This window comes from Bacillus sp. PS217, assembly GCF_037963535.1.
Classification (GTDB): Bacteria; Bacillota; Bacilli; order Bacillales; family Bacillaceae; genus Bacillus; species Bacillus subtilis.
In genome coordinates this window covers 1,900,697-1,922,699 of record NZ_CP150157.1, presented here as the reverse complement: position 1 = coordinate 1,922,699, position 22,003 = coordinate 1,900,697, and the positions used below count along the sequence as shown (strand labels likewise).

Below are 22,003 nucleotides of genomic sequence, written 5' to 3'. Positions count from 1 at the left end.
TATTAAAACAAAAATCGCAAAATAAATTGGCTAAACAGGAATTCCAGTTCAAACATAACAGTTGCGGCTGAGCAAACAAGCATGAACGAAATGACAACATACACATCTCTCTCTTTCTCGAACATGCAGAATTCTCCCATTCACAGATCAGACTGGCAACTGACACGCTGTTGAACAGCAGCTCTAGCATAAATAATGCACGCTATGGACATGATCTTATTAGTTATTATATGATTGAATTGAAAAAAACATCATATGTCAAGAGGTAAACGAAATGGCTCAAAACAACGAAAATGCATTACCGGATATTACAAAAAGCATTACCCTGGAGGCTCCCATTCAGAAAGTCTGGGAGACAGTCTCTACTTCAGAAGGCATTGCCAAGTGGTTTATGCCCAATGACTTTCAGCTCAAAGAAGGACAAGAATTTCACTTACAATCGCCGTTTGGGCCGTCCCCTTGTAAAGTTTTGGCTGTTCAAGCTCCAACTGAACTTTCTTTTGAATGGGATACAGAAGGATGGGTCGTTACCTTTCAATTAGAAGACTTGGGGGAAAAGACAGGGTTTACCCTTATTCACAGCGGCTGGAAAGAGCCGAATGAAGTGATCGGCAAAGCAAACGAGAAAAGCTCCGTCGTTCGCGGTAAGATGGATGGCGGCTGGACCGGCATTGTAAATGAACGGCTTCGTAAGGCTGTCGAAGAATAAAAAAGAGAGAGGTATCTCTCTCTTTTTTATTTTTCCCAAGAGTTATACTTCACAATTTGAGTCCATCAATCATAAAACGTAACAGTTTTAGATTTACCAGAGTAATCGGTAACAAAGAACTCTGCCTTGTTATTGCTCCCATCTACAAATTTTCCAATACTGCCAAAGGTGTGGCATTCTCCGGGTGAAAAATAGTTTGCCCCTACATAATCATCAGGATTGTCACCGGGATCATCCTCATATAAGTGCAGTGAAACAGAAAAAGGAGTGCTTCCTGAAAGGCACACTCTAAAATCTCCTCCGGTCGAGTATACCGTCGGACTTGAGTAAGTATATGTGTAAGTCCCCAACTTATCCCACTCTCCAGCCCCCGCAGTTCCGGCTTTTTCTGCTTGTGCCGTTAATGGAAAAACCGCAGCCAACCCTAAAACAGACAAAAATCCAACTACCTTAGTGAATCTCATCAGCTACACCACTCCTCTATTTCAATGATAGCCGCAGATACGTTTGTATCATTTCCGGCAGAGCTACATAATTGATCCAGCCTGCCTCCCTGCTTCTTAGGCAGGTGGCATTGGACATTATATTCAGCAGCAGCCGTTTTATGAATCCGTCTTTGTCTGGTTTTAAAATGTTCAAAATAAATGCATTCCCATTTGTACTGATATCTCTTATAATTTGTTTAAAAGGTTGTACTTCAATCAGGGGGAAAAGGAAATGGAATTAAGCTTCACAAAAATACTCGTTATTTTGTTTGTGGGTTTTTTAGTATTTGGGCCTGATAAACTGCCGGCGCTTGGCCGTGCAGCAGGAAAAGCCTTATCAGAATTTAAACAAGCAACAAGCGGACTGACTCAGGATATCAGAAAAAATGACTCAGAAAACAAAGAAGATAAACAAATGTAGGATAAATCGTTTGGGCCGATGAAAAATCGGCTCTTTATTTTGTTTTGTTTCTGTGTCATCTGTCTTTTTTTATCATTTGGACAGCCCTTTTTTCCTTCTATGATTTTAACTGTCCAAGCCGCAAAATCTACTCGCCGTATAATAAAGCGTAGTAAAAATAAAGGAGGAGTATATATGGGTTATTACAAAAAATACAAAGAAGAGTATTATACGGTCAAAAAAACGTATTATAAGAAGTATTACGAATATGATAAAAAAGACTATGACCATTATGATAAAAAATATTATGACTGTGATTACGACAAAAAATATGATGACTATGATAAAAAATATTATGATCACGATAAAAAAGACTATGATTATGTTGTAGAGTATAAAAAGCATAAAAAACACTACTAAACGCCATTAACATCTCCTCGTTTTTACTTTCCCCCGGCTATTGCCGGGTCTTTTTTGTTTATGCACTATATGTATATTTTTGAAGCTTCCCTTTCTATGAAAACCTTGGTAACTGAATCTGAAAAAGAATAGTGAATATTTAGTACATAGTTTAGTTAGTTCATAAGTGAGCACATTCAATTTATTGCAGTTACAAAGAAACTTTTATAAACTCTTTGAGGATCCTACATAAAAGGAGAGGTTTTTTGTATAGAAACATCGTATTTTATCTCATTTTACTTTGTCTATTTATATCAGTTGTCATGAAAAGCTTTGAGGTGATTAGAACAATAGCCAATGTTATCTGCTTTGTTTTCGTATTGCTGTATTTTAAAGATGAAATGAAAACATACTCACGTAAAGCGTTAGCAATCCTAAGTATTTGTTTTCTTTTCTTAGTCGGTATCTGTGCTTTTATCATTTTACAAGGACAGACATTGATGAAACGTCACCTCTTTTTTACAGGATGGGAAACGATAGCGGGCATTCTTTTAATAATCGTTTCTTTAAGCATTTGTACTTTTATTTTGAGGAAAATTTCAAATCGGCTAAAACGATTGTGATCTCATTCTTTCCTCTGATAAAGGTATATAGCTTTCAGATTGGCGAAGCGTTTCGTCCCTTACTTCACTCAAAATGAAATATTTTGTCGATTTATATACATTAGTCCAGTTCCAAAATAAGGTATAATAAATGGCGAAACCACTATCTAAAGGGGGAATTTGGGTGAAAAAAGTATTGATTGCAGGTGCAGTAGGAACAGCAGTTCTTTTCGGAACCTTTTCATCAGGTATACCAGGCTTACCCGCGGCAGACGCTCAAGTCGCAAAAGCAGCATCCCAGCTGCCTAACGGAATCGGCGGCCGTGTCTACCTGAACAGTACGGGCGCCGTTTTTACAGCTAAAATCAATCTTCCTGACACTGTAAAATATGATACGGTCTCTACTCCTTATATTTATTCAGGATTTAGGGCAACAAGCGGAACTGAGGCCGATATCGGGCTTCAGTACAGCAAACAATACAACGTCTGGAAGCCCCTCATGAAGGTTGGGTCCAAAAATGAAGAAACGTACATCGAAGGAAAAGACAAATTCACATACAATAAAGGCTTCCGCCCTGGAAGCACAGTCCAAATGACAATCTATAAAAATTTAAGCGGCAATACGCGCATGACCCTTTGGGGAACGAACAATGACGGCTACACCGGACGGATTATCACAGAAATTCAAGGAACCAACATCGGCACGATTTCAAAATGGAAAACCCTTGCTACCGCGGCTGTTTCGTATGAAAGCCAGCGTGATGCGATCAAAGCAACCTTTTCGACATCTTTTAACAACATCACAATCGACAATAAAGCCGTCACTCCTGTGGTAGATACACAGGATTTCGCAAAGGTTTCAGTTGCAGGAAATAACGTTACGATCTCTGTTAATAAATAAACGAAGCAGCAAAAAGCCGCCAGCATTGTCTGGCGGTTTTATAATTAATTTTCCATCTCCATAAAAAACCGTGTCGGAATCCACTCCCTATATAGATTTACGAATAGTAGTACTTCCTTTTTATATGAAACTTTATTTGAACAGCGTTAGAATTAAGACATTTTTGTTTCGATGATAAAAACATCATAAGCAAAAGTTGAAATTTTGAAATAACTTTGGTATGATTAATTCAATTACTATAGAACTACATAAATTAAAAGCCCCTTATTTATGGGGCTTTCAATTATTTTTTAATTACAAAAATAACTAACTTGAAGCTTAAGTTGACAATTACACCAACAGAGGTTCAATGTTGGTCATTGCTTGATGATTGTAAAGTGAATTATCGAAATCTTCAGCTCCTTTGGTTATTTATCATATTTTAATATAGGGTGGAATTTGTATGAAATACGGAAAAATAGGTCTTTTTGGAATTATTTTAGTTATTATTGCTCTTCTGGTATCAATGTATTTTATGTTTAATACAAAAGCTTTGATACCTGCTGGATATGATTTGGCTATTCATGGAATTGTTATATCGAGAACATTAATGATTGCTTTCACTTTGTATCTCGTTTCAAAATTAGGATATTTTCTTCTTAATAAAAAAGATTAGCTTTTATAGCTAATCTTTTTTATATAAAATTAATAGTTTTTCAGTGCATATTCTCCATACATAGGTTTTTTAACTACGTATTTTTTCTTTGATACACATTTACCAGTAACTATATCCTTACGACAATTGTACCCTTCTTCTACATTATACCTAACTCTATATGCCATATAGACTCTTTTATTCGCTCCAACATTTAGAGTGTATCCTTTAGAACTAGCTACAGAGCCTGCAGTGGATATTCCTAAACCACTTATAGATCCGCTGACAGTTGTTGTAAAAGTAACTGTTTTGTTTGCAGTAATAGATCCTCCTTTACTCCCCGTTGCTATATTATCAGAAACTCTTTTAAAGCTAGACCAGCTTTTATATGTTTTTACATTCATCTTAACATTACGAAAATCATTCACAAATTGCGCAGTAAACTCCCCTCCTCCTAAGTTGCTTTTTACCCCAGTTGTCTCGTTTGCAAATACAGTATGCACTTGTGACTCAACGCCTTTAATTGAGACAGGTTTTTCTTCCCCTTTTTCAGCAGCTAATACATTGCCATTAGGAAGAGATAGGGTAAATAGAGCTATAGAACTAATGGCTAACTTACAAAAAACTTTTTTCATCGACAACAGTCCTTTCTATGTATTCATTTAGTACCATATAAGTATACAATTTCTAGAAATATATTTAAATGGTTATTTTAAAATATTATGAATTTTTCTAATAGAAATTCATTGGTATAGTATTATTTAATATAGTGCTTGTTCATCCCTACCAAATTTTAAGGCAATCCATCGCAGAAACACAATCATGGATAATTTCAATCTTTTCATTTTTAAGTTGAATTTTAGCCAGGGACCAAAAAGTTTCATAATAAAAACAAATAACCTAGAACTGCACAAAGTAATTGTATTCATTGCACGATGCTGGTCTTTTAAGGTGAAATATGTATATGTTAGTATTAGGTTTACAATTAAGCTATTCAAGTGTTTAAAAAACCTAGAAAGGTTGATGAAAATGAACCTTTATTTAATTATAGCTCTTGTTATTTCAGTTTTTTTTAATGTGATCTTATGTATCCAGTTAATAAAATACAAAACCAATCGATCCACTAATATAAATTGGAAAGAAAGGATGGGACTCAACAATCCTTTTACAGCTATAGTATGGGCTTTTCTTTTCATTACAATTTTCTTGAGCCTTATGATATTAATAGGAGGAATTAACACCTTATAAAACCAATGGCCTTTTCATATCGTTCGTTTAATTTTTCAGACCACGCAATCGTTGTTCACTTGTACTAAGAGAACCCAACGCTTCTAACAATCCTTTTGTTTCGCGTTGGGCTCCAATTTTGTTTACTATTTGTTTATAGAAATATGAAGAAGAAATTTCTTCATTTTTAGCCTAATGCCAGCTTATATTCTGAAAAATAACAATAAAAAGGCAGCATTAAACCGCTACCTCAAATAAAAGCTTGTCCCCATGTTTATAGTTGATTAACTTGAAATCATCGATGGTAAAGTCATAAAAATCTTTCACTTCAGGATTGATCCATAGTTCAGGTGCTTCAAACTGTTCTCTTTCCATTTGGATTTTCAAATTGTCTATATGACGTGTGTACACATGGCAATCCCCAATGTTAAAGATATATTCACCAAGCTCATAACCAGTCACTTGAGCAATCATGCGCTGCAACACATTATACTGGAATACATTGAATGGATTTCCCAATGCCATATCATTGCTCCGTGCTCTTACCTCAAGGTGGAGTTTCCCATGTTTAACGTACCATTGTGTCTCGTATACACATGGCGTTAAGGCCATTGCGTCTAATTCATCAGGATTCCACAGCATTGTAATGTGTCTGCGTGAAGATGGATTGTTCTTCAATTGATGAAGAAGATAGTCTACCTGATCCACTTTTTCTCCATTTAGACTTCTGTTTTTCTTCCCCAACTGAAATCCATATGCATGTCCGATGGTGCCGTCTTCTTGTTTCCATTGATCCCAAATATGTACGCTCATCTTGTTTAAATCATTAACATCATTAGATTTCAGCTGCCAAATCCAGAGCAACTCTTTAATGGCTGTTTTCCAGGCAAGCTTTTTTGTCGTTAAAATCGGAACCTCTGAGTTGTCGAATCTCATTTGCTTACTGATTACACTTAGAGTATGTGCCGGTGTTCCATCTGAGTCCCACTTGGTTCTTACATCAAACTCTTCGTCTGAGATTCCATTATTGATAATATCCTTTATAATTGAATTGTATTGTTTATCGAATTGCGTCATGACTATTCATATCCTTCTTTCATTTTCAGTTGCTAAGCATAATTTATTACGAATGCAATATTATCGCAAATACTAAGCACTTGCAGATAAAGTGAGGATCTTATTCCACTCACTGTGTGTTTAAAGAGGAGTTAATCCCCCCTCTTTTACACCTGTATTTCTCCATAACATAGTCTGTCACATAGCTCATAGTTACCGCCAGTTTGGTACATACACCGTTGATAACATTGTTGAGGATTATACGAAATGGTTTGATATTGCGGTACATAAAAATTCAAATAGTCAGGTGTTTGTGTATACCAAATTGGAAATTGTCTAAACACATTAAATCCTCCAATAGCTTTTTCTGATTTAATGCATTGTATTTTACCTCAATATCAATTGTCATTTGTCCATGTGCAATTGGGCTTTCTTTAAAATAAATTCTCTCTAATTTCATTCATTTGATCATTAACAACTTTTTTATGATATTTGGCAGCGGTTCATTCCTTATATGATCTGTTTCTAACCGGTTTTGCTGTTTGTTTTTGATGTCTAACTTTAAATCCTTCAAAAGCAGTGTTAAAAATCACATCATAGAGCTCTGAATCTTAACCATAACGTTCAAATATTCTTCAATGAGAAAGTCCCTTTTTACGTATATTAATCCTCTCTATACACTTTACTATTATTTTACAGTGATTGAGTGCTTTCTCTCGCTCTTGTTTTAATAAACAGCTATCCGTTTTGTTTTTCAGAAAGTGTTTTAAACAGCCTCTTTTTACTATTCTTATTTCATTTGACCATACCATATCATTTAAACTTCATAAATTAAATTCGAATAACATAAAGGAGGAATTTAATTGGGTTATTATAAAAAATATAAAGAAGAGTATTACACTTGGAAAAAAACATATTACAAAAAGTATTACGACAATGATAAGAAGCATTATGATTGCGACAAGTATTATGATCATGATAAAAAACATTATGATTACGACAAAAAGTATGATGACCATGATAAAAAGTATTACGATGATCACGATTATCATTACGAAAAAAAGTATTATGATGACGATGATCATTATTATGATTTTGTCGAATCATATAAAAAACATCACTAAATCTCTTAAACGTCTATTTATTCCCCGGCGACATACCGGGGGCTTTTTTATGATATTTATTGACGATACTCAGATTTTTTTGTGCTCATGGCTGCTGTAAATTCAATTATTAATGAACACATGTCATTTAACTTGGCTTATTATTAGTGGCATTACTAGTTTTTAGTTGCCTTCCCCTATTTATAAAAATTTAGATAAAAGTATTTCTTTATAGAGATGCTTGTTTCATCGACAACTCAATCCTAAATGTGGTAAAATCGATAAAAATGTAAAAACTGTAAATATAATAAAAGGAGCATCTTTATGTATATAAGTATTATAATTTTAGCATCCATGCTTTTATGGGGGGCAGTTATCCACGAGCTAAGTAAACCTTCAAAAAAGCAAAGCACCAGAAAAATTGTTTCTTTGACATCTTTAGGTTCTTTATCGACTTTAGTTATTACTATTTCACTTTTTCAAAACTTCCCTTTTTAAACTTTGTTTTTAATTAAATCCTTCGTATTAAAATATTCATTTTATACATAATATTTATATGTACCTTGGCTGAAACCTCCATTGATCAATCACACAGCATGAAGACAGCCAAGGATTTATTTTGTTTACTTAGTACCTGTTGAACCGAGTCCTCCTCTATCCTCGTTTCCCAAATGCTCGACTTCAACCAATTCAACCGCCGGCATTTTCTTCATGATTCTAAACTGGCAGATACGATCACCCTTCTTAATTTCAGTATCACGCAATGCATAAGCAGGAAAGAACCAGAAATCGTTGTCTCCGTTATATGACTCATCGATAACACCCATTGAATTTGTTTGAATAACGCCAAAGTTCTTATATGTACTTGAACGAGGGGCGACATGTGCTTCGTAACCTTCAGGCAGCTCCATTGCAACACCTAATGGGACAAGCTTAAATTCATCTTTTTTGATTGTTACATCTTCAGCTGCCCGAAGATCAATCCAGTCTCCCTGCTCAATTTTGCTGATCCTTGTTTGTGTTTCATCTAGATACTTGATTTTAATTTGCATTGTCATGTACTAGCTCCTTTAATTTTTATTGACTATCATACAGTAAGGCTTGTTCTTGTATCATTTTCATCAGTTATAAATTGAACGTCTTCAAAATCATTCTGTAAAGCATTGAAGTACAGTTTTTCAATGATTTTTTTGTTTTTACAGTAAATCGAAACGTAACTATTATCTGCTATCAAAAGGACAAGTTCGCAATCACTGTCAGCAAACTCTTCATATGTATTGACTTGATTAACCATTTTTCCATATGGGAATGCTTTCAGTTCAACGAAAATGGTATAGTACTGATTCGTTTTTAATTGTTGCTCAAAAACTGCCCCTTCAGCAATTGCGTAGTCATGAAAAAGCTCCTCATCCTCGAGCTCTCCTTCTACAACAAAATAAGATTCCCCACTCGTTTGCCACCTATAATTAGCTATTTCTACCGGCTGCAGTATTCTCCATAGAAAATTTCCATATTCATTCGGTATTTGAAAACTAACTCCCCTATCCATGTATACCCCTTACTTAAACGATTTTTGTGAATACGAGTTTAATTATATACTCTGATGTTAGGTTTATGGAACAAGGAATCGACTGCCTTTTCAACCGATTATCTTTTACAGAATTTCCTCAGCCCTTCTCATTTAAAAGGTTCTTCAATGTTCATAACAACGGTAAGTATTTCCTGATTAGATTTCTCGTTATCATCTACCCTTAGAAAAAAATGTCCCAAAACAAATAATCATTTTTGTAATCCTCGGTCGCCGCATCCATTAACACCCACTTACAAGCCTCATGTATCCCGTACTTGCTATTATTCGAACATTGATAGGCACCTTCTCGTATCACATGGATTTGCTGTTGAATGATTTCAAATAAAGTTGAATAAAATAAGATCGAATCATCCAACAATTAACATTTATTCTTGCGGCAATAGGTGGTATTTATAATCCATAAGAAGGAAGGAAGCGTTGATGATAAAGCTTTGCCGAGAAGTTTGGATCGAAGTCAATCTTGATGCCGTTAAAAAGAATTTGCGAGCGATCCGCCGTCATATTCCACATAAGAGCAAAATTATGGCTGTTGTAAAAGCGAACGGTTATGGCCACGGGTCTATAGAAGTGGCACGCCATGCACTGGAACACGGGGCGAGTGAGCTCGCTGTTGCCAGTGTGGAGGAAGGAATCGTTTTACGTAAAGCTGGGATTACAGCACCTATCCTTGTGCTTGGTTTTACATCCCTTAGTTGTGTAAAGAAGTCAGCAGCTTGGAATATAACATTATCAGCATTTCAGGTTGATTGGATGAAAGAAGCAAACGAGATATTGGAAAAAGAAGCGAGTGCTAACCGGCTGGCCATTCATATTAACGTGGATACCGGCATGGGACGATTAGGTGTACGCACAAAGGAAGAACTTTTAGAGGTAGTGAAAGCCTTAAAGGCAAGTAAATTCCTCAGATGGACAGGGATTTTCACACATTTTTCGACAGCTGATGAACCGGACACAACACTCACAAAGCTGCAGCATGAAAAATTCATCAGTTTTCTCAGCTTTTTAAAAAAACAGGGGATTGAGCTGCCCACCGTGCATATGTGCAACACGGCTGCAGCTATCGCTTTTCCGGAATTTAGCGCTGATATGATCCGTTTAGGTATCGGCTTATATGGTTTATATCCTTCAGCCTATATTAAACAACTAAATCTCGTTAAGCTTGAACCTGCGTTAAGTTTAAAGGCGCGCATCGCTTATGTGAAAACCATGCGGACAGAACCCCGAACCGTTAGCTATGGTGCTACATACGTCGCAGAGCCTAATGAAGTAATTGCTACACTCCCGATTGGCTATGCTGACGGCTATTCTCGTGCCCTTTCCAATAGCGGGTTTGTTCTTCATCGCGGAAAACGAGTGCCAGTGGCAGGAAGAGTAACAATGGATATGATCATGGTCAGTTTAGGAGAAAACGGTGAAGGTAAACAAGGAGAAGAAGTCGTGATTTACGGTAAGCAAAAAGGAGCCGAGATTTCCGTTGATGAAGTGGCTGAAATGCTCAATACGATTAACTATGAAGTCGTGTCTACATTAAGCCGCCGCATCCCTCGTTTTTATATAAGAGATGGCGAGATTTTTAAAGTATCAACTCCAGTATTATACGTGTAGAACATCTTAAAATGCTGAATCAAAATCCCTCTACCAGAGGGATTTTGTTTTTTCTGAAACTAAAAAAATCCCTCCTATAAGAAGAGAGATTTTCAACATATTTATACCTCAATAATTGATTGTTCAGGAGTATTATGATCGTGTCGAGAACGAAAATGCTCTTCTAATTCTTCAAGTGTACGCCCCTTTGTTTCCGGCATGAATTTGTATACAAAACCGATTGCCAATACACCTAAAGCCACAAATATAAAGAATGTAAAAGACAAACCTACAGAGCTAAGCAAGATCGGGAAAGCAAAACCGATCACAAAGTTTAATATCCAAAGGAAAAAAACACTTATCCCAGAACCAAGTCCTCTTAACCTTTGAGGGAATATTTCCGCTATGACAAGCCAAGTCACAGGTCCTACACACCCTTGCATAAAGGCAAGAAATAAAACGGTCAAAGAAAGCACTACATAAGGAAGTGCCATAGATCCATCAAGCACAATTGAGAAAATCGCAATCAATAGGAGCGCTGTAGTCGTCCCTGCCAAACCAATCAATAATATTGGACGCCGTCTCACTTTTCCGACCAGCCAAATCCCAAATATAACTGCAATAACTGATATCAGCCCATTTCCAATATTAGCGATTAAAGCCGCTTTTGTACCAAAACCAGATTCTTTAAGGATTTGTGTGCCATAATACATAATCGAGTTCACACCTGTAATTTGATTCACGATGGCAACACCGATTCCAATCCATAAAAGACGGCGCAGCCATGGTGTAGAAAAGTCCTTGAGTGATGCCTTTTCTAGTGCTGTATCTTTTTCTACCGCTTCTTGAATTTCTCTACATTCAGCTTCTGCACGTTTATCTTCTCGAATTTGTTTAAGAACTCGCAGCGCCTCACTGTTTTTGCCTTTGGAGATTAGCCATCGGGGGCTTTCTGGTACCTTAAGCATACTTGCAAATAACATGATAGCCGGTACAGCACAAATGACTAGCATGTATCTCCAAACATGTCCCGTATTTGCCATTGTTACACCGAGGATCGCATTAAAAACATATGCTAAAAATTGCCCGCCAACAATCATTAGTTCATTTTGGGTTACCATACGCCCTCTCTTTTCATGCGGTGCCATTTCTGCTAAAAAGGCCGGCACCATCGCCGAGGCTCCTCCAACAGCCAGCCCCAGTAAAAAACGAAAGACCGCCATGATGAAAACGTTAGGTGCTAACGCTGTTCCCAGTGATGCCAGGAAAAATAAAAAGGAAAGATTAAGGATCATTTTACGGCGGCCATATCGATCAGCCAATCTTCCGCATAACAACGCTCCAAACGCGGCACCTAATAAAAGAATACTCGTAACAAGCCCTTCTGTAACCGGTGTTAAATCAAGCTGATCTGGCCTTGCCATAAAAGGTAAAGCTCCATTTATAACTCCGGTGTCATATCCAAAGAGAAGCCCTCCAAAAGTTGCTGAAATCATTATTAATTTCAACCTTCGATTTCGATGTTCATTCATATCCATTTCCCCTGCCTTTAAGAATACTTAATAAGCTCTTTCAGTGTGGATATTGAGTCAAAACTAAAGTCATCTCTATCTTAGATTTTCGCCTCTGGATTTGTAACCGTTTACATTTTTAGCCAATAGAATAAACCTAAGCTATTAGTTGTTATGTTGTAGTAATGTCTTTGTCACATTATTGTCATTTCTCATATTATCATAATTCCAAAAGCATTTTCAGTCAATATTATTTTCAGAATTATTTATTTCCGCTATGTGATGGTTATGTTTTGATCACCTCGTTGTGAAGTTAACTATTGGCAATTTGGAGTGTTATAAGTTCCCTTGAAGTTTTCCATTCACAAAAAATGTCCATATCGTTATAATGATGATGTTTAATCGCAAAAAGAGAAAATGATAAAGAGGGAATCAATATGAAGAAGATTTTGATCAGTATGATCGCAATCGTTTTAAGTATTACTTTGGCAGCTTGCGGATCAAATCACGCAGCCAAAAACCATTCAGATTCTAATGGGACGGAGCAAGTCTCTCAAGATACTCAATCTAATGAATATAGTCAGACAGAACAAAAGGCTGGCACGCCTCATTCAAAAAATCATAAGAAATTGATCGATGTTACATTAGATAGAGCAATAGATGGAGATACGATTAAGGTTATTTACAACGGAAAGAAAGACACAGTTCGCCACTTGCTCGTTGATACACCTGAGACGAAGAAACCAAATTCTTGTGTTCAACCATACGGTGAGGATGCGTCGAAACGAAATAAAGAATTGGTCAACAGCGGTAAGCTACAGCTGGAATTTGATAAAGGCGATCGCAGAGATAAGTATGGAAGACTGTTAGCATACGTTTATGTTGACGGCAAATCTGTTCAAGAGACATTATTGAAAGAGGGATTGGCCAGAGTAGCATATGTATATGAGCCTAACACAAAATACATAGACCAATTCAGACTAGATGAGCAAGAAGCAAAATCAGATAAACTGTCAATTTGGAGTAAGAGCGGTTATGTGACGAACAGAGGATTTAATAGCTGTGTGAAATAGAAAAACACTGTTTGTTAAAAAAAGCAGCAAACCTAGCAGAATGCAGTTTCCAAAGAATTAGAAAGAGATGATGGCGTGTCTAGTTTCCATTCTGCTTATCAAGCTAAAATCATGCAACTAGCCTGTAAAATTCCCGCTGTATAGTAACAATAAAAAACACCCCTTCACGTCAATGTGAGGGGGTTATTTGTGTGTAAACATCCTTCCTATTTCATCATAAATCAAGAGATCCCTCTACCGTCGTTAGCGCAGTTTCATATATCTTACCCATTGGCATTCCTAAGCTTTCTCACTTCTTGAAGTGTTCGCTGACAGAATACGGTTCCGCTCGTTCGTTTTGTCTGCTGGACACTCCAATACTGTTTAAAGGTTGCGATACCTTATTCTCACCATCTTTTCAAAAGAAGGCAGCCATGTCATCAAAGGCCTTTGATGATGATTGATCATTAATTGTTCTTCGGTTGATCTCCAGACAATAACATCATTAGTTTTTTCGAAAGCTCTTCAAAGCTTGATTGAGATCCTTTGTGTGAGTATAAATGTTCTTATACAAATCAAATAGTGTTTTATATTTTTGAACATTTTGCGCCTTTGGATAAAATGCAGCAGCCTCACGAATGAACTGCTCTGCACATTCTTCAAGGGATTCAAACCATCCGCTTCCAAAGGCAGCCAGCATTGCAGCCCCCATAGCTGGCCCTTGTTCATTTTCTAACTTAATTACCCTCGTATTGAAAATATCAGCTTGCATTTGCAGCCACGTATCATTTTTAGCTCCCCCACCAATAGAAACAACAGTATGAACTGATTTTCCCGCTTCGCGGAATAGCTCAATTGATTCATGTAAAGAGAATGTGATACCTTCCATTATTGCCCTCAAAAAATGCTTTCTATTATGGGCTCCATCCATTCCGATCAAGCTTCCCCGAATAGAAGAATCAGCATGCGGCGTTCTTTCACCAACCAAATAAGGAGTGTATAGCAGTCCATTGGCTCCTATCGGAATAGCTTCCACCCCCTGCAATAATTGCTCAAACGATTCGTTTGGTGCAAACGTTTTTTTAAACCAGTCCAAGCTGTAGCCTGCAGCGAGCGTGACGCCCATCGTATAAAAAGAATCCTTTTTTCCATGATTAAAAAAGTGGACTTTCCCTTTAAAGTCTCTTTCTTTTTCTTCTTCGTAGGAAAGTATGACCCCTGACGTCCCAATACTGCATAAAGTTTTTCCAGAAGAAAGGATACCTGCTCCAATAGCGCCGCAAGCATTATCTGCTCCCCCAGCGTACACTTTTGTTTTTTCTAATAGCCCGGTCTTCGCGGCAACGTGCGGAAGCAGCGACCCTACACAATCATGAGATTCAACAAGCGGAGGACAAATATCTGCAGAAATACCAATTTGATTGCAAATATCATTGCTCCACTTCTTGCGAGTAATATGTAAAAGTAAAGTTCCTGCTGCATCGGAGTATTCCGTGTGAATGGCACCGGTCATACGGAATCGCACATAGTCTTTCGGAAGCAAAAACACAGCAGTTTTTTTAAAAAGTTCAGGTTCATGTTCCTTTACCCATAACATTTTAGGTAATGTAAACCCTTCTAAAACACGGTTTTTTGTGATGTCAAGAAGATGATCGCCAAATTTCTCGGTCATCCTTATACATTGAGGCGTTGTTCTGGTATCATTCCAAAGAATTGCATTACGTAACACCTGACGATCTTGGTCAAGCAGTACTAATCCATGCATTTGTCCCGAATAGCTTATCCCGTCAATATCCTTGGCTTGAACATTGGATATAGAAACCAATTCAGCCAATGCTTCAATTGTTTGCTGCACCCAGTCTTCAGGATTTTGCTCACTATATCCCGCCTTCTCTTGGATGAGCGGATACCTTTTGGACGTTTCTGCACAAACCTTGCCGTTTTGGTTAACTAAAATGGTTTTAACAGCACTCGTTCCAAGATCTATTCCAATGACATACTTCATTTTTTCACTCCTTGCCCTTTTAAAAAACCATTCACTCTAAATAAATCCTAATTATAGAAGTTACCCGTCATAACAACAAGCAATAGGAAAGGAATCATGACGGGTAATTCAGTGACTTGGTATTGATAGCAGGATCTGGAGCTTATCCTGTTATACTTCCAAAATGTATTGGTTCAATATCGCTTTTAATTTTTCCTGTCTTCCAGATTCGTTTTTAATTGATTTATGATTTAGCGCATATTGCTCAAGTGTGTGGAAATTAGCTCTTCCTTCTATAATTTCAAGACCAATCCCTTCAGTAAAGCTGCGGTAACGATGTTGAATCACATCTTCAAACACACGATCTTCGATTAATTTGTGGGCAACTTTCAATCCTCTTGCAAATGCATCCATCCCTGCAATATGGGCATATATTAGATCATCAGGCTCAAAAGAAGATCTTCTGACCTTCGCGTCAAAGTTTAATCCGCCGCTTCCTAAGCCGCCATTTTGCAGGATTTCGTACATTGCTAATGTCGTAGAATATAAATCCGTCGGAAATTCATCCGTGTCCCAGCCTAAAAGAGGATGACCCTGGTTTGCGTCAACAGAGCCAAGCAGACCATGTACTCTTGCCATGCGCAATTCATGTTCGAATGTATGCCCAGCTAATGTGGCATGATTGGCTTCAAGATTTAATTTAAAATGATTGTCTAAGCCATATTGTTTCAAAAAGGCAATGGTTGTTGCTGCATCTGTATCGTATTGATGGGTGGTCGGCTCTTTTGGTTTTGGCTCAATCAAAAACTGCCCTGTGTACCCGATTTCCTTCGCATAATCCACTGCCATATGCATAAATCTAGCCAAATTATCAAGCTCAAATTTTAAATCGGTATTTAACAATGTTTCATATCCTTCACGGCCGCCCCAAAATACATAGTTCTCAGCGCCAAGCTCTTTTGCTGTTTCTAACCCTTTTTTCACTTGTGCTGCAGCATACGCAAACACATCTGCATTGCAAGAAGTCGCGGCACCATGGACGAAACGGGGATTCGTAAACATGTTTGCGGTATTCCATAATAGCTTAACGCCGCTATTTCTCATGTAATCTTTAATCATGCCCACGATCATATCTAAATTTTGGTTTGTCTCTTTTAGCGTACTGCCTTCTGGTGCAATATCCCGGTCATGAAAAGCAAAGAATGGTGCATCTAGTTTTTCAAACATCTCAAATGCTGCTTCTACTCTCATCTTCGCTAGATCCATGCCTTTATAGTGATCCCATGGTCTTTGCATCGTAGCTGCTCCAAAAACGTCTGTACCATCAGCAGTAAATGTATGCCAATAGGCAATAGAAAATCGCAAATGCTCTTTCATCGTTTTTCCGCCGATTACTTCTTGAGGATTATAATATTTAAATGCTAAAGGATTAGTCGAATCTTTCCCTTCGTAAACCACTTTGTTTGCGCTTCCAAAATAGTTGGTTGAACTGGAATGAGATTGAGCCATGTGATTTCCCCCTTAAAAATAAATTCAAAACATGATCATTCAAATACAAATGCATTTTATTTCATATTGTAAGTTACCTATTAGTTTGTTGTTTAAACAAACTAACTTATTTTCATCTTATATAACCTCATCAGTATTTTCAATATTTTTTTTAGTTTTTTATGAACACATTAGATATAATAAAGGGAAGATTCGCTATGTACTATGTTCATACTTAATTTAAAGATTAAACAAATGGAGTGGATGAAGTGGATATCGCTGATCAAACCTTTGTCAAAAAAGTAAATCAAAAGTTATTATTAAAAGAAATTCTTAAAAATTCACCTATTTCAAGAGCAAAATTATCTGAAATGACTGGATTAAATAAATCAACTGTTTCATCACAGGTAAACACGTTAATGAAAGAAAATCTGGTATTTGAAATAGGTCAAGGACAATCAAGTGGCGGAAGAAGACCTGTCATGCTTGTTTTTAATAAAAAGGCAGGATACTCCGTTGGAATAGATGTTGGTGTGGATTATATCAATGGCATTTTAACAGACCTTGAAGGAACGATCGTTCTTGATCAATACCGCCATTTGGAATCCAATTCTCCAGAAATAACGCAAGACATTCTGATTGATATGATTCATCACTTTATTACGCATATGCCCCAATCTCCGTACGGGCTTATTGGTATAGGTATTTGCGTGCCTGGACTCATTGATAAAGATCAAAAAATTGTTTTCACTCCGAACTCCAACTGGAGAGATATTGACTTAAAATCTTCGATACAAGAGAAGTACAATGTGCCTGTTTTTATTGAAAATGAGGCAAACGCTGGCGCATATGGAGAGAAAGTATTTGGAGCTGCAAAAAATCACGATAACATTATTTACGTAAGTATCAGCACAGGGATAGGGATCGGTGTTATTATCAACAATCATTTATATAGAGGAGTAAGCGGCTTCTCTGGAGAAATGGGACATATGACAATAGACTTTAATGGTCCTAAATGCAGTTGCGGAAACCGAGGCTGCTGGGAATTGTATGCTTCAGAGAAGGCTTTATTAAAATCTCTTCAGACCAAAGAGAAAAAACTGTCCTATCAAGATATCATAGACCTCGCCCATCTGAATGATATCGGAACCTTAAACGCATTACAGAATTTTGGATTCTATTTAGGAATAGGCCTTACCAATATTTTGAATACTTTCAACCCACAGGCCGTAATTTTAAGAAATAGCATAATTGAATCGCATCCTATGGTTTTAAATTCAATGAGAAGTGAAGTATCGTCAAGGGTTTATTCCCAATTAGGCAATAGCTATGAATTATTGCCATCTTCCTTAGGACAGAATGCGCCGGCATTAGGAATGTCCTCCATTGTGATTGATCATTTTCTGGACATGGTTACAATGTAATTTTTATGGAATGTACAGCTCATCTTTAAAGATGAGCTTTTTTATTCAATAGTGACATAGGCACCTTCTCATATGAAAAAGGAGTTCTAAAATAGAAATCTCCTTTTTCATGTGCAAATTATTTTTCTTTATAACGAAAATATCTAAAGTCGGCCGGAATATGATTACCACTGGTATCTTGGCATTGCATCCCTACAAAGGCCCCTGTGAAGAATCCTCCCCCACGGATGTAATCATCTGATAATTTTTTCGATTCCAGTGCTATGTCAATTTTGTGCCAATCTTCTTTGTTAAAAGAATAGAAATAATAATATTTGTCTTTTTCAATATTTACTCTTAAATATACATACTTTACTTCACGAGGAATAACAATTTTATTATTTAATGGCTGTGAAAAAGAAAAGTTGTCACATATTGTTAATTCAAGAATGCGGCCAAGTTCTTCATCATGCGTGACTTGAAGAGCCGTCCAGTTCTCTGTATTGTAGTAATTCACCAATCCAGCGGCTTGTTGAAAATTTTCCGGATAAAACTCAACAGCAGTTTCGGCTTCAAAATGGAGACTTTGCCAGCGTCTGGCTACAAATGCCTGAGTAAATGTCGAGGTCAAAGATTCATGACCGAATAATCGTAAATGATTTGGCGCTTGAGTCAATGAACCTAATTCATTCGTGAATGGAATCCTTAAAGTTTGAAAATTTATATTTAATGTTGAATCCTCAAATTCATCAACTTCCGGGTACGTTGCTTCAAATATTGTTTCGGGTATAGAAGGTGCATCTACCTCCAAGCTTCCTTCTTTTCCACCTACTACATAGGGCCATTCATCTTTCCAGTAAAGTTTTTGAATAGCTGTTTCTCTGCCCAAAGGACAGTATCCTCTCTGCTGAAAAATTGAATCATCGTCAGGATGAATAGGACGTCCCGTTAAATGAGCTAAATACCACTCATCTGTATGTGTTTGAACAATGGAGGCATGACCGCATTTTTGCAATGGATTTCTTGGGTCATGCCATGACGTTAAGATTGGATTATCGGGATGAACTTCATATGGCCCCTCAATATTTGCAGAACGGGCAATTGTAGCAGCATGTTCGTACCGTGTTCCTCCTTCTGCAGTTAATAAATAATAATAGTTCCCGATATGATAAAGGTGCGGAGCTTCTGTCAGTTTTCTATCCGTTCCTTCAAATATAACTTTTGGTTTACCGATTAATTTTTGCTCTTTATCAGAATATTCCTGTATAACAATTCCTCCAAATGAGTGCCGATCAATACGGTGATCCCATAACATATTTAATAAATACTTTTTTCCATCCGTATCATGGAACAAAGAAGCATCAAACCCCGAGCTATTTAATGTAATCGGCTCACTCCAATCACCATTAATCGTTTCACAAGTAACTAAATAATTGTGACAATCTTTCCATGCGCCATCTACTACCTTAACATCCGTATAGATCAGCCAAAACTTCCCATCACTATAGCTTAAACATGGTGCCCAAACCCCACCTGAATTTGGATTTCCTTTCATGTCTAATTGTGAAACTCTCTGTAATGGATGTGCAACTAAGTGCCAATTTACTAAATCTTTTGAGTGGTGTATCTGGACTCCCGGAAACCACTCAAATGTAGATACAGCGATATAATAATCCTCTCCTGCCCTACAAATACTTGGATCGGGATTGAATCCTTTGAGTACTGGATTGGTAATCTTCATTTGGGACTCCTCCTCAGTTTATTTTCTTTTTTAAGCCTTGAAATCATCAATATGATCCAAATAAACTTTGTCTCTATTCTCTAATTCTCGAACCATGTTTTTATATTTTTTCTCATCTAAGTTATAGAAATTAATATCAATTAAAGCTAGAACAAGCAAGAACACGGGAATAATGGTTGTTGTAATTAAAATCCCCATTAATGCCGTCGGGGTTTGTGCCTGATTTGCTACATATCCAAACTTATCAAGAACCAGACCCGGAACAACTCCTCCTAAGGCCATACCAAACTTAAAGAAAAATCCGATTATAGCGTAAATGAGCCCACCCATTCTTTTCCCAGTCCTGTACTCTCCATATTCTATTGTTTCAGGAATAAGCGCCCACATATATCCCCCGGCAGTGAGACTTCCAGCAGCAGCGATTAATCGACAGAAAAGTATGAGGTAAACATTACTTGGCGGAACAAACAGTAAAGCTAAGAGGCCGATAATATTCAGTAATAATGCATAGTTTAGTAATTTCTTTTTCCCCAAAAATTGATGAAGCCTTGGAATAAACGGTAAAATGACCAAAGCGGGCAAACTTCCTATCAAACCGTACCACTTCACCAAATCCTCTCTTTCTACGTTATACGTTACGTAATAAATGCCAACCGAATTACTGATGGAATTCACTCCAAAAATAATAATAAAGAAAATACTTAATACAACAAGTGGACGATTAACACGAAACTGCTCAAATATATCCGTAAATTTAATTTTTTCTTCGGATTTTTGAAGAGTGACCCGCTCTTTTGTGGTTTTAAAACAAAAGATTAAAAGGCACCCGCCTATCATTCCCAAAATACCCATGGTTAGTTGCCAGCCAAGAGACTCGTTGCCGGAAGTATCGCTTAAATAAGCAGCCAGTAAGGGAACAAAAAATGCAACGACAAGTCCCCCAAGATTCGCAAATAACATGCGAACAGAAGTTATACTAACAACTTCTTGATTATTTCTAGTCATTGCAGAAGTTAACGCGCCATATGGAACGTTTATCGTTGTGTATGTAAGCGACAAGCCAACATAGGTTATATAGGCATATACTAATTTCCCCATATCCGAAAAGTCTGGGGTTGTAAAACAGAGTATTGCCAGTATGACAAATGGAAAAGCTCCGAATAAAAGATACGGTCTAAAGCGTCCAAATCTGCTGTTCGTTCTGTCAACTATTGTTCCGATAAAAGGATCAGCGAGAGCGTCGATTATTCTAACCACTAAAAACATAGTACCGGCTGCTGCTGCCGATAAACCAAAAACATCTGTATAGAAGAACAAAAGATACGTAGACACTGTTGCATAAATTAAATTACAAGCAAAATCTCCAGACGCATATCCAACTTTTTCAACCATGCTAATCTTCTTTACATTTTCACTGAGCATGATTTCTCCCCTTTTCGATCCTTTAATATGGAACAGTGTGAAACGGTATAACAATTTCTCGAATTTACGGTCAGTAAACTTTTATAAAAGCGCTTTCAAAACAATGCAAAAAAATATGGTGATCAGCAAGCAGAAAATTCATCTTTTTTGGTCATACCTTATATACCTGGAAAAGGATAAAAGCCTCATTCTTTCGTTTCTTATATTGTTTAGCTCCATTAAATCGATCCTCTTATCCCCCTTCCATCCATATTCAGTAAGACCTTATCTTGTGGATAATGAAAGTTCATCTTATTAGTTTGTTGATCAAACAAACTAACTTGTTTTAATATTATAAAATCCTTTCAACTTTTTCAACATCTTTTTCAGAAAGTTTAAACAGAATGAATTAAATATTGATTTTTGACTGTTTCGTTATATTCAGTGTCTCAAATATTTGCGAATGTCATGTATCAGTTAACGACGATTAGTCCAAAACAGATTCTTGTGTAAACACATGACAAAGATGATCTATGCGAAATAAGGAATTGGTTAGTGGTAAGTTGCATTTAAGAGTTTGATAAAGGTGATCACAGGATGTATGGAGACTGTTAGCCTAGATTTATGCTGATGGCAAGCCCGATCATGAATTGAAAGAACAGGAATGGCAGAATAGTTTATGTTATAAGTCCAACCCTACATACATATATCAATACAGGAAAGATAAATAAG

The 22,003-nt window shown here is 36.9% G+C and carries 21 protein-coding genes and 3 pseudogenes; 10 read left to right on the top strand and 14 right to left on the bottom strand.

Annotated elements, in window-relative coordinates; genetic code table 11:
- Positions 1-2: 2 nt before the first annotated feature.
- The gene (locus NSQ83_RS09760) at positions 3-125 is read right to left on the bottom strand and encodes a hypothetical protein (protein WP_015713998.1); all 123 of its coding nucleotides are present in this window, start codon (positions 123-125) and stop codon (positions 3-5) included.
- A gap of 149 nt (positions 126-274) precedes the next feature.
- Here NSQ83_RS09760 and NSQ83_RS09755 point away from each other — a divergent pair, with 149 nt between their 5' ends.
- On the top strand, positions 275-709 hold the full coding sequence (locus NSQ83_RS09755) for an SRPBCC domain-containing protein (RefSeq protein ID WP_003231627.1): 435 nt from the start codon (positions 275-277) through the stop codon (positions 707-709).
- 65 nt (positions 710-774) lie between these two features.
- Here the strand turns inward: NSQ83_RS09755 and NSQ83_RS09750 are convergent, their stop codons facing one another.
- A complete protein-coding gene (locus NSQ83_RS09750; RefSeq protein ID WP_009967329.1) occupies positions 775-1,173 on the bottom strand; it encodes a hypothetical protein in 399 nt (132 codons plus the stop codon).
- Between the two features lie 16 nt (positions 1,174-1,189).
- Positions 1,190-1,355 (bottom strand): annotated as a pseudogene (locus NSQ83_RS09745) (hypothetical protein).
- A gap of 71 nt (positions 1,356-1,426) precedes the next feature.
- Between NSQ83_RS09745 and tatAC the strand changes: the two are divergent.
- The 5 genes and pseudogenes from tatAC to NSQ83_RS09720 form a co-directional block, all read left to right on the top strand.
- The gene (gene tatAC / locus NSQ83_RS09740) at positions 1,427-1,615 is read left to right on the top strand and encodes a twin-arginine translocase TatAC (RefSeq protein ID WP_003231634.1); all 189 of its coding nucleotides are present in this window, start codon (positions 1,427-1,429) and stop codon (positions 1,613-1,615) included.
- Positions 1,616-1,789: 174 nt separating this feature from the next.
- The gene (locus tag NSQ83_RS09735) at positions 1,790-2,014 is read left to right on the top strand and encodes a hypothetical protein (RefSeq protein WP_038429029.1); all 225 of its coding nucleotides are present in this window, start codon (positions 1,790-1,792) and stop codon (positions 2,012-2,014) included.
- Between the two features lie 245 nt (positions 2,015-2,259).
- Positions 2,260-2,616 carry a YoqO family protein gene (locus NSQ83_RS09730; RefSeq protein WP_198879144.1) on the top strand — a complete coding sequence of 119 codons (357 nt, stop codon included), beginning with the start codon at positions 2,260-2,262 and terminating at the stop codon, positions 2,614-2,616.
- A gap of 130 nt (positions 2,617-2,746) precedes the next feature.
- Positions 2,747-3,496 carry a YrpD family protein gene (locus tag NSQ83_RS09725; RefSeq protein ID WP_198879145.1) on the top strand — a complete coding sequence of 250 codons (750 nt, stop codon included), beginning with the start codon at positions 2,747-2,749 and terminating at the stop codon, positions 3,494-3,496.
- 463 nt (positions 3,497-3,959) lie between these two features.
- A pseudogene (locus NSQ83_RS09720) lies at positions 3,960-4,151 on the top strand (hypothetical protein); the annotation flags it as partial.
- 29 nt (positions 4,152-4,180) lie between these two features.
- On the opposite strand, the gene NSQ83_RS09715 reads toward NSQ83_RS09720, so the two are convergent.
- The 3 genes from NSQ83_RS09715 to NSQ83_RS09705 all read right to left on the bottom strand — a co-directional run bounded on the left by NSQ83_RS09715 (position 4,181) and on the right by NSQ83_RS09705 (position 6,873).
- Positions 4,181-4,765 (bottom strand): hypothetical protein, encoded by a 585-nt coding sequence (locus tag NSQ83_RS09715; RefSeq protein WP_038429025.1) that lies wholly within the window; start codon positions 4,763-4,765, stop codon positions 4,181-4,183.
- Positions 4,766-5,594: 829 nt separating this feature from the next.
- Positions 5,595-6,434, bottom strand: coding sequence for a thymidylate synthase (locus NSQ83_RS09710; RefSeq protein ID WP_038429023.1), 840 nt, complete (start codon positions 6,432-6,434; stop codon positions 5,595-5,597).
- A 274-nt stretch (positions 6,435-6,708) separates the two neighbouring features.
- Positions 6,709-6,873 carry a hypothetical protein gene (locus NSQ83_RS09705; protein ID WP_003231643.1) on the bottom strand — a complete coding sequence of 55 codons (165 nt, stop codon included), beginning with the start codon at positions 6,871-6,873 and terminating at the stop codon, positions 6,709-6,711.
- Positions 6,874-7,276: 403 nt separating this feature from the next.
- Here NSQ83_RS09705 and cotU point away from each other — a divergent pair, with 403 nt between their 5' ends.
- Positions 7,277-7,537 carry a spore coat protein CotU gene (gene cotU / locus NSQ83_RS09700; protein ID WP_003231648.1) on the top strand — a complete coding sequence of 87 codons (261 nt, stop codon included), beginning with the start codon at positions 7,277-7,279 and terminating at the stop codon, positions 7,535-7,537.
- Between the two features lie 602 nt (positions 7,538-8,139).
- Here cotU and dutA read toward each other — a convergent pair.
- Both dutA and NSQ83_RS09690 read right to left on the bottom strand, forming a co-directional pair.
- Positions 8,140-8,574 (bottom strand): dUTP diphosphatase DutA, encoded by a 435-nt coding sequence (dutA, locus tag NSQ83_RS09695; RefSeq protein WP_198879146.1) that lies wholly within the window; start codon positions 8,572-8,574, stop codon positions 8,140-8,142.
- A gap of 29 nt (positions 8,575-8,603) precedes the next feature.
- Positions 8,604-9,065: a DUF2691 family protein gene (locus tag NSQ83_RS09690; protein ID WP_198879147.1), complete on the bottom strand. Its 462-nt coding sequence runs from the start codon at positions 9,063-9,065 to the stop codon at positions 8,604-8,606.
- A 462-nt stretch (positions 9,066-9,527) separates the two neighbouring features.
- Between NSQ83_RS09690 and alr the strand changes: the two genes are divergently transcribed.
- Complete coding sequence (gene alr, locus NSQ83_RS09685) at positions 9,528-10,712, top strand: alanine racemase (protein WP_029726905.1); 1,185 nt, start codon at positions 9,528-9,530, stop codon at positions 10,710-10,712.
- Positions 10,713-10,813: 101 nt separating this feature from the next.
- Here the strand turns inward: alr and NSQ83_RS09680 are convergent, their stop codons facing one another.
- Positions 10,814-12,229: a sugar porter family MFS transporter gene (locus NSQ83_RS09680; RefSeq protein WP_153256767.1), complete on the bottom strand. Its 1,416-nt coding sequence runs from the start codon at positions 12,227-12,229 to the stop codon at positions 10,814-10,816.
- A 410-nt stretch (positions 12,230-12,639) separates the two neighbouring features.
- On the opposite strand from NSQ83_RS09680, the gene yncB reads away from it, so the two are divergent.
- Entirely contained in the window at positions 12,640-13,275 is a 636-nt protein-coding gene (yncB, locus tag NSQ83_RS09675) for an endonuclease YncB (protein ID WP_198879148.1), read from the top strand.
- Between the two features lie 214 nt (positions 13,276-13,489).
- On the opposite strand, the pseudogene NSQ83_RS09670 reads toward yncB, so the two are convergent.
- The 3 genes and pseudogenes from NSQ83_RS09670 to xylA form a co-directional block, all read right to left on the bottom strand.
- Positions 13,490-13,655, bottom strand: a pseudogene (locus NSQ83_RS09670) (glycoside hydrolase family 11 protein); the annotation flags it as partial.
- Between the two features lie 104 nt (positions 13,656-13,759).
- Positions 13,760-15,259 carry a xylulokinase gene (gene xylB / locus NSQ83_RS09665; protein ID WP_128992900.1) on the bottom strand — a complete coding sequence of 500 codons (1,500 nt, stop codon included), beginning with the start codon at positions 15,257-15,259 and terminating at the stop codon, positions 13,760-13,762.
- 150 nt (positions 15,260-15,409) lie between these two features.
- Positions 15,410-16,747, bottom strand: a complete 1,338-nt coding sequence (xylA, locus tag NSQ83_RS09660; protein WP_185184374.1) for a xylose isomerase — start codon at positions 16,745-16,747, stop codon at positions 15,410-15,412.
- Between the two features lie 248 nt (positions 16,748-16,995).
- Between xylA and NSQ83_RS09655 the strand changes: the two genes are divergently transcribed.
- The gene (locus NSQ83_RS09655) at positions 16,996-18,150 is read left to right on the top strand and encodes a xylose repressor (RefSeq protein WP_198879149.1); all 1,155 of its coding nucleotides are present in this window, start codon (positions 16,996-16,998) and stop codon (positions 18,148-18,150) included.
- Positions 18,151-18,268: 118 nt separating this feature from the next.
- Here NSQ83_RS09655 and xynB read toward each other — a convergent pair whose 3' ends face one another.
- Positions 18,269-19,870, bottom strand: coding sequence for a xylan 1,4-beta-xylosidase (xynB, locus tag NSQ83_RS09650; RefSeq protein ID WP_198879150.1), 1,602 nt, complete (start codon positions 19,868-19,870; stop codon positions 18,269-18,271).
- A gap of 30 nt (positions 19,871-19,900) precedes the next feature.
- On the bottom strand, positions 19,901-21,292 hold the full coding sequence (locus NSQ83_RS09645; RefSeq protein ID WP_198879151.1) for an MFS transporter: 1,392 nt from the start codon (positions 21,290-21,292) through the stop codon (positions 19,901-19,903).
- Positions 21,293-22,003: the final 711 nt, after the last annotated feature.

Excerpts from the sequence above, each read along its gene's own strand:
- NSQ83_RS09760 (WP_015713998.1), bottom strand. The coding sequence starts at position 125 with ATGTTCGAGAAAGAGAGAGATGTGTATGTTGTCATTTCGTTCATGCTT.
- NSQ83_RS09755 (WP_003231627.1), top strand. The coding sequence starts at position 275 with ATGGCTCAAAACAACGAAAATGCATTACCGGATATTACAAAAAGCATT.
- NSQ83_RS09750 (WP_009967329.1), bottom strand. The coding sequence starts at position 1,173 with ATGAGATTCACTAAGGTAGTTGGATTTTTGTCTGTTTTAGGGTTGGCT.
- tatAC (WP_003231634.1), top strand. The coding sequence starts at position 1,427 with ATGGAATTAAGCTTCACAAAAATACTCGTTATTTTGTTTGTGGGTTTT.
- NSQ83_RS09735 (WP_038429029.1), top strand. The coding sequence starts at position 1,790 with ATGGGTTATTACAAAAAATACAAAGAAGAGTATTATACGGTCAAAAAA.
- NSQ83_RS09725 (WP_198879145.1), top strand. The coding sequence starts at position 2,747 with ATGGCGAAACCACTATCTAAAGGGGGAATTTGGGTGAAAAAAGTATTG.
- NSQ83_RS09715 (WP_038429025.1), bottom strand. The coding sequence starts at position 4,765 with ATGAAAAAAGTTTTTTGTAAGTTAGCCATTAGTTCTATAGCTCTATTT.
- NSQ83_RS09710 (WP_038429023.1), bottom strand. The coding sequence starts at position 6,434 with ATGACGCAATTCGATAAACAATACAATTCAATTATAAAGGATATTATC.
- NSQ83_RS09705 (WP_003231643.1), bottom strand. The coding sequence starts at position 6,873 with ATGAAATTAGAGAGAATTTATTTTAAAGAAAGCCCAATTGCACATGGA.
- dutA (WP_198879146.1), bottom strand. The coding sequence starts at position 8,574 with ATGACAATGCAAATTAAAATCAAGTATCTAGATGAAACACAAACAAGG.
- NSQ83_RS09690 (WP_198879147.1), bottom strand. The coding sequence starts at position 9,065 with ATGGATAGGGGAGTTAGTTTTCAAATACCGAATGAATATGGAAATTTT.
- alr (WP_029726905.1), top strand. The coding sequence starts at position 9,528 with ATGATAAAGCTTTGCCGAGAAGTTTGGATCGAAGTCAATCTTGATGCC.
- NSQ83_RS09680 (WP_153256767.1), bottom strand. The coding sequence starts at position 12,229 with ATGGATATGAATGAACATCGAAATCGAAGGTTGAAATTAATAATGATT.
- yncB (WP_198879148.1), top strand. The coding sequence starts at position 12,640 with ATGAAGAAGATTTTGATCAGTATGATCGCAATCGTTTTAAGTATTACT.
- xylB (WP_128992900.1), bottom strand. The coding sequence starts at position 15,259 with ATGAAGTATGTCATTGGAATAGATCTTGGAACGAGTGCTGTTAAAACC.
- xylA (WP_185184374.1), bottom strand. The coding sequence starts at position 16,747 with ATGGCTCAATCTCATTCCAGTTCAACCAACTATTTTGGAAGCGCAAAC.
- xynB (WP_198879150.1), bottom strand. The coding sequence starts at position 19,870 with ATGAAGATTACCAATCCAGTACTCAAAGGATTCAATCCCGATCCAAGT.
- NSQ83_RS09645 (WP_198879151.1), bottom strand. The coding sequence starts at position 21,292 with ATGCTCAGTGAAAATGTAAAGAAGATTAGCATGGTTGAAAAAGTTGGA.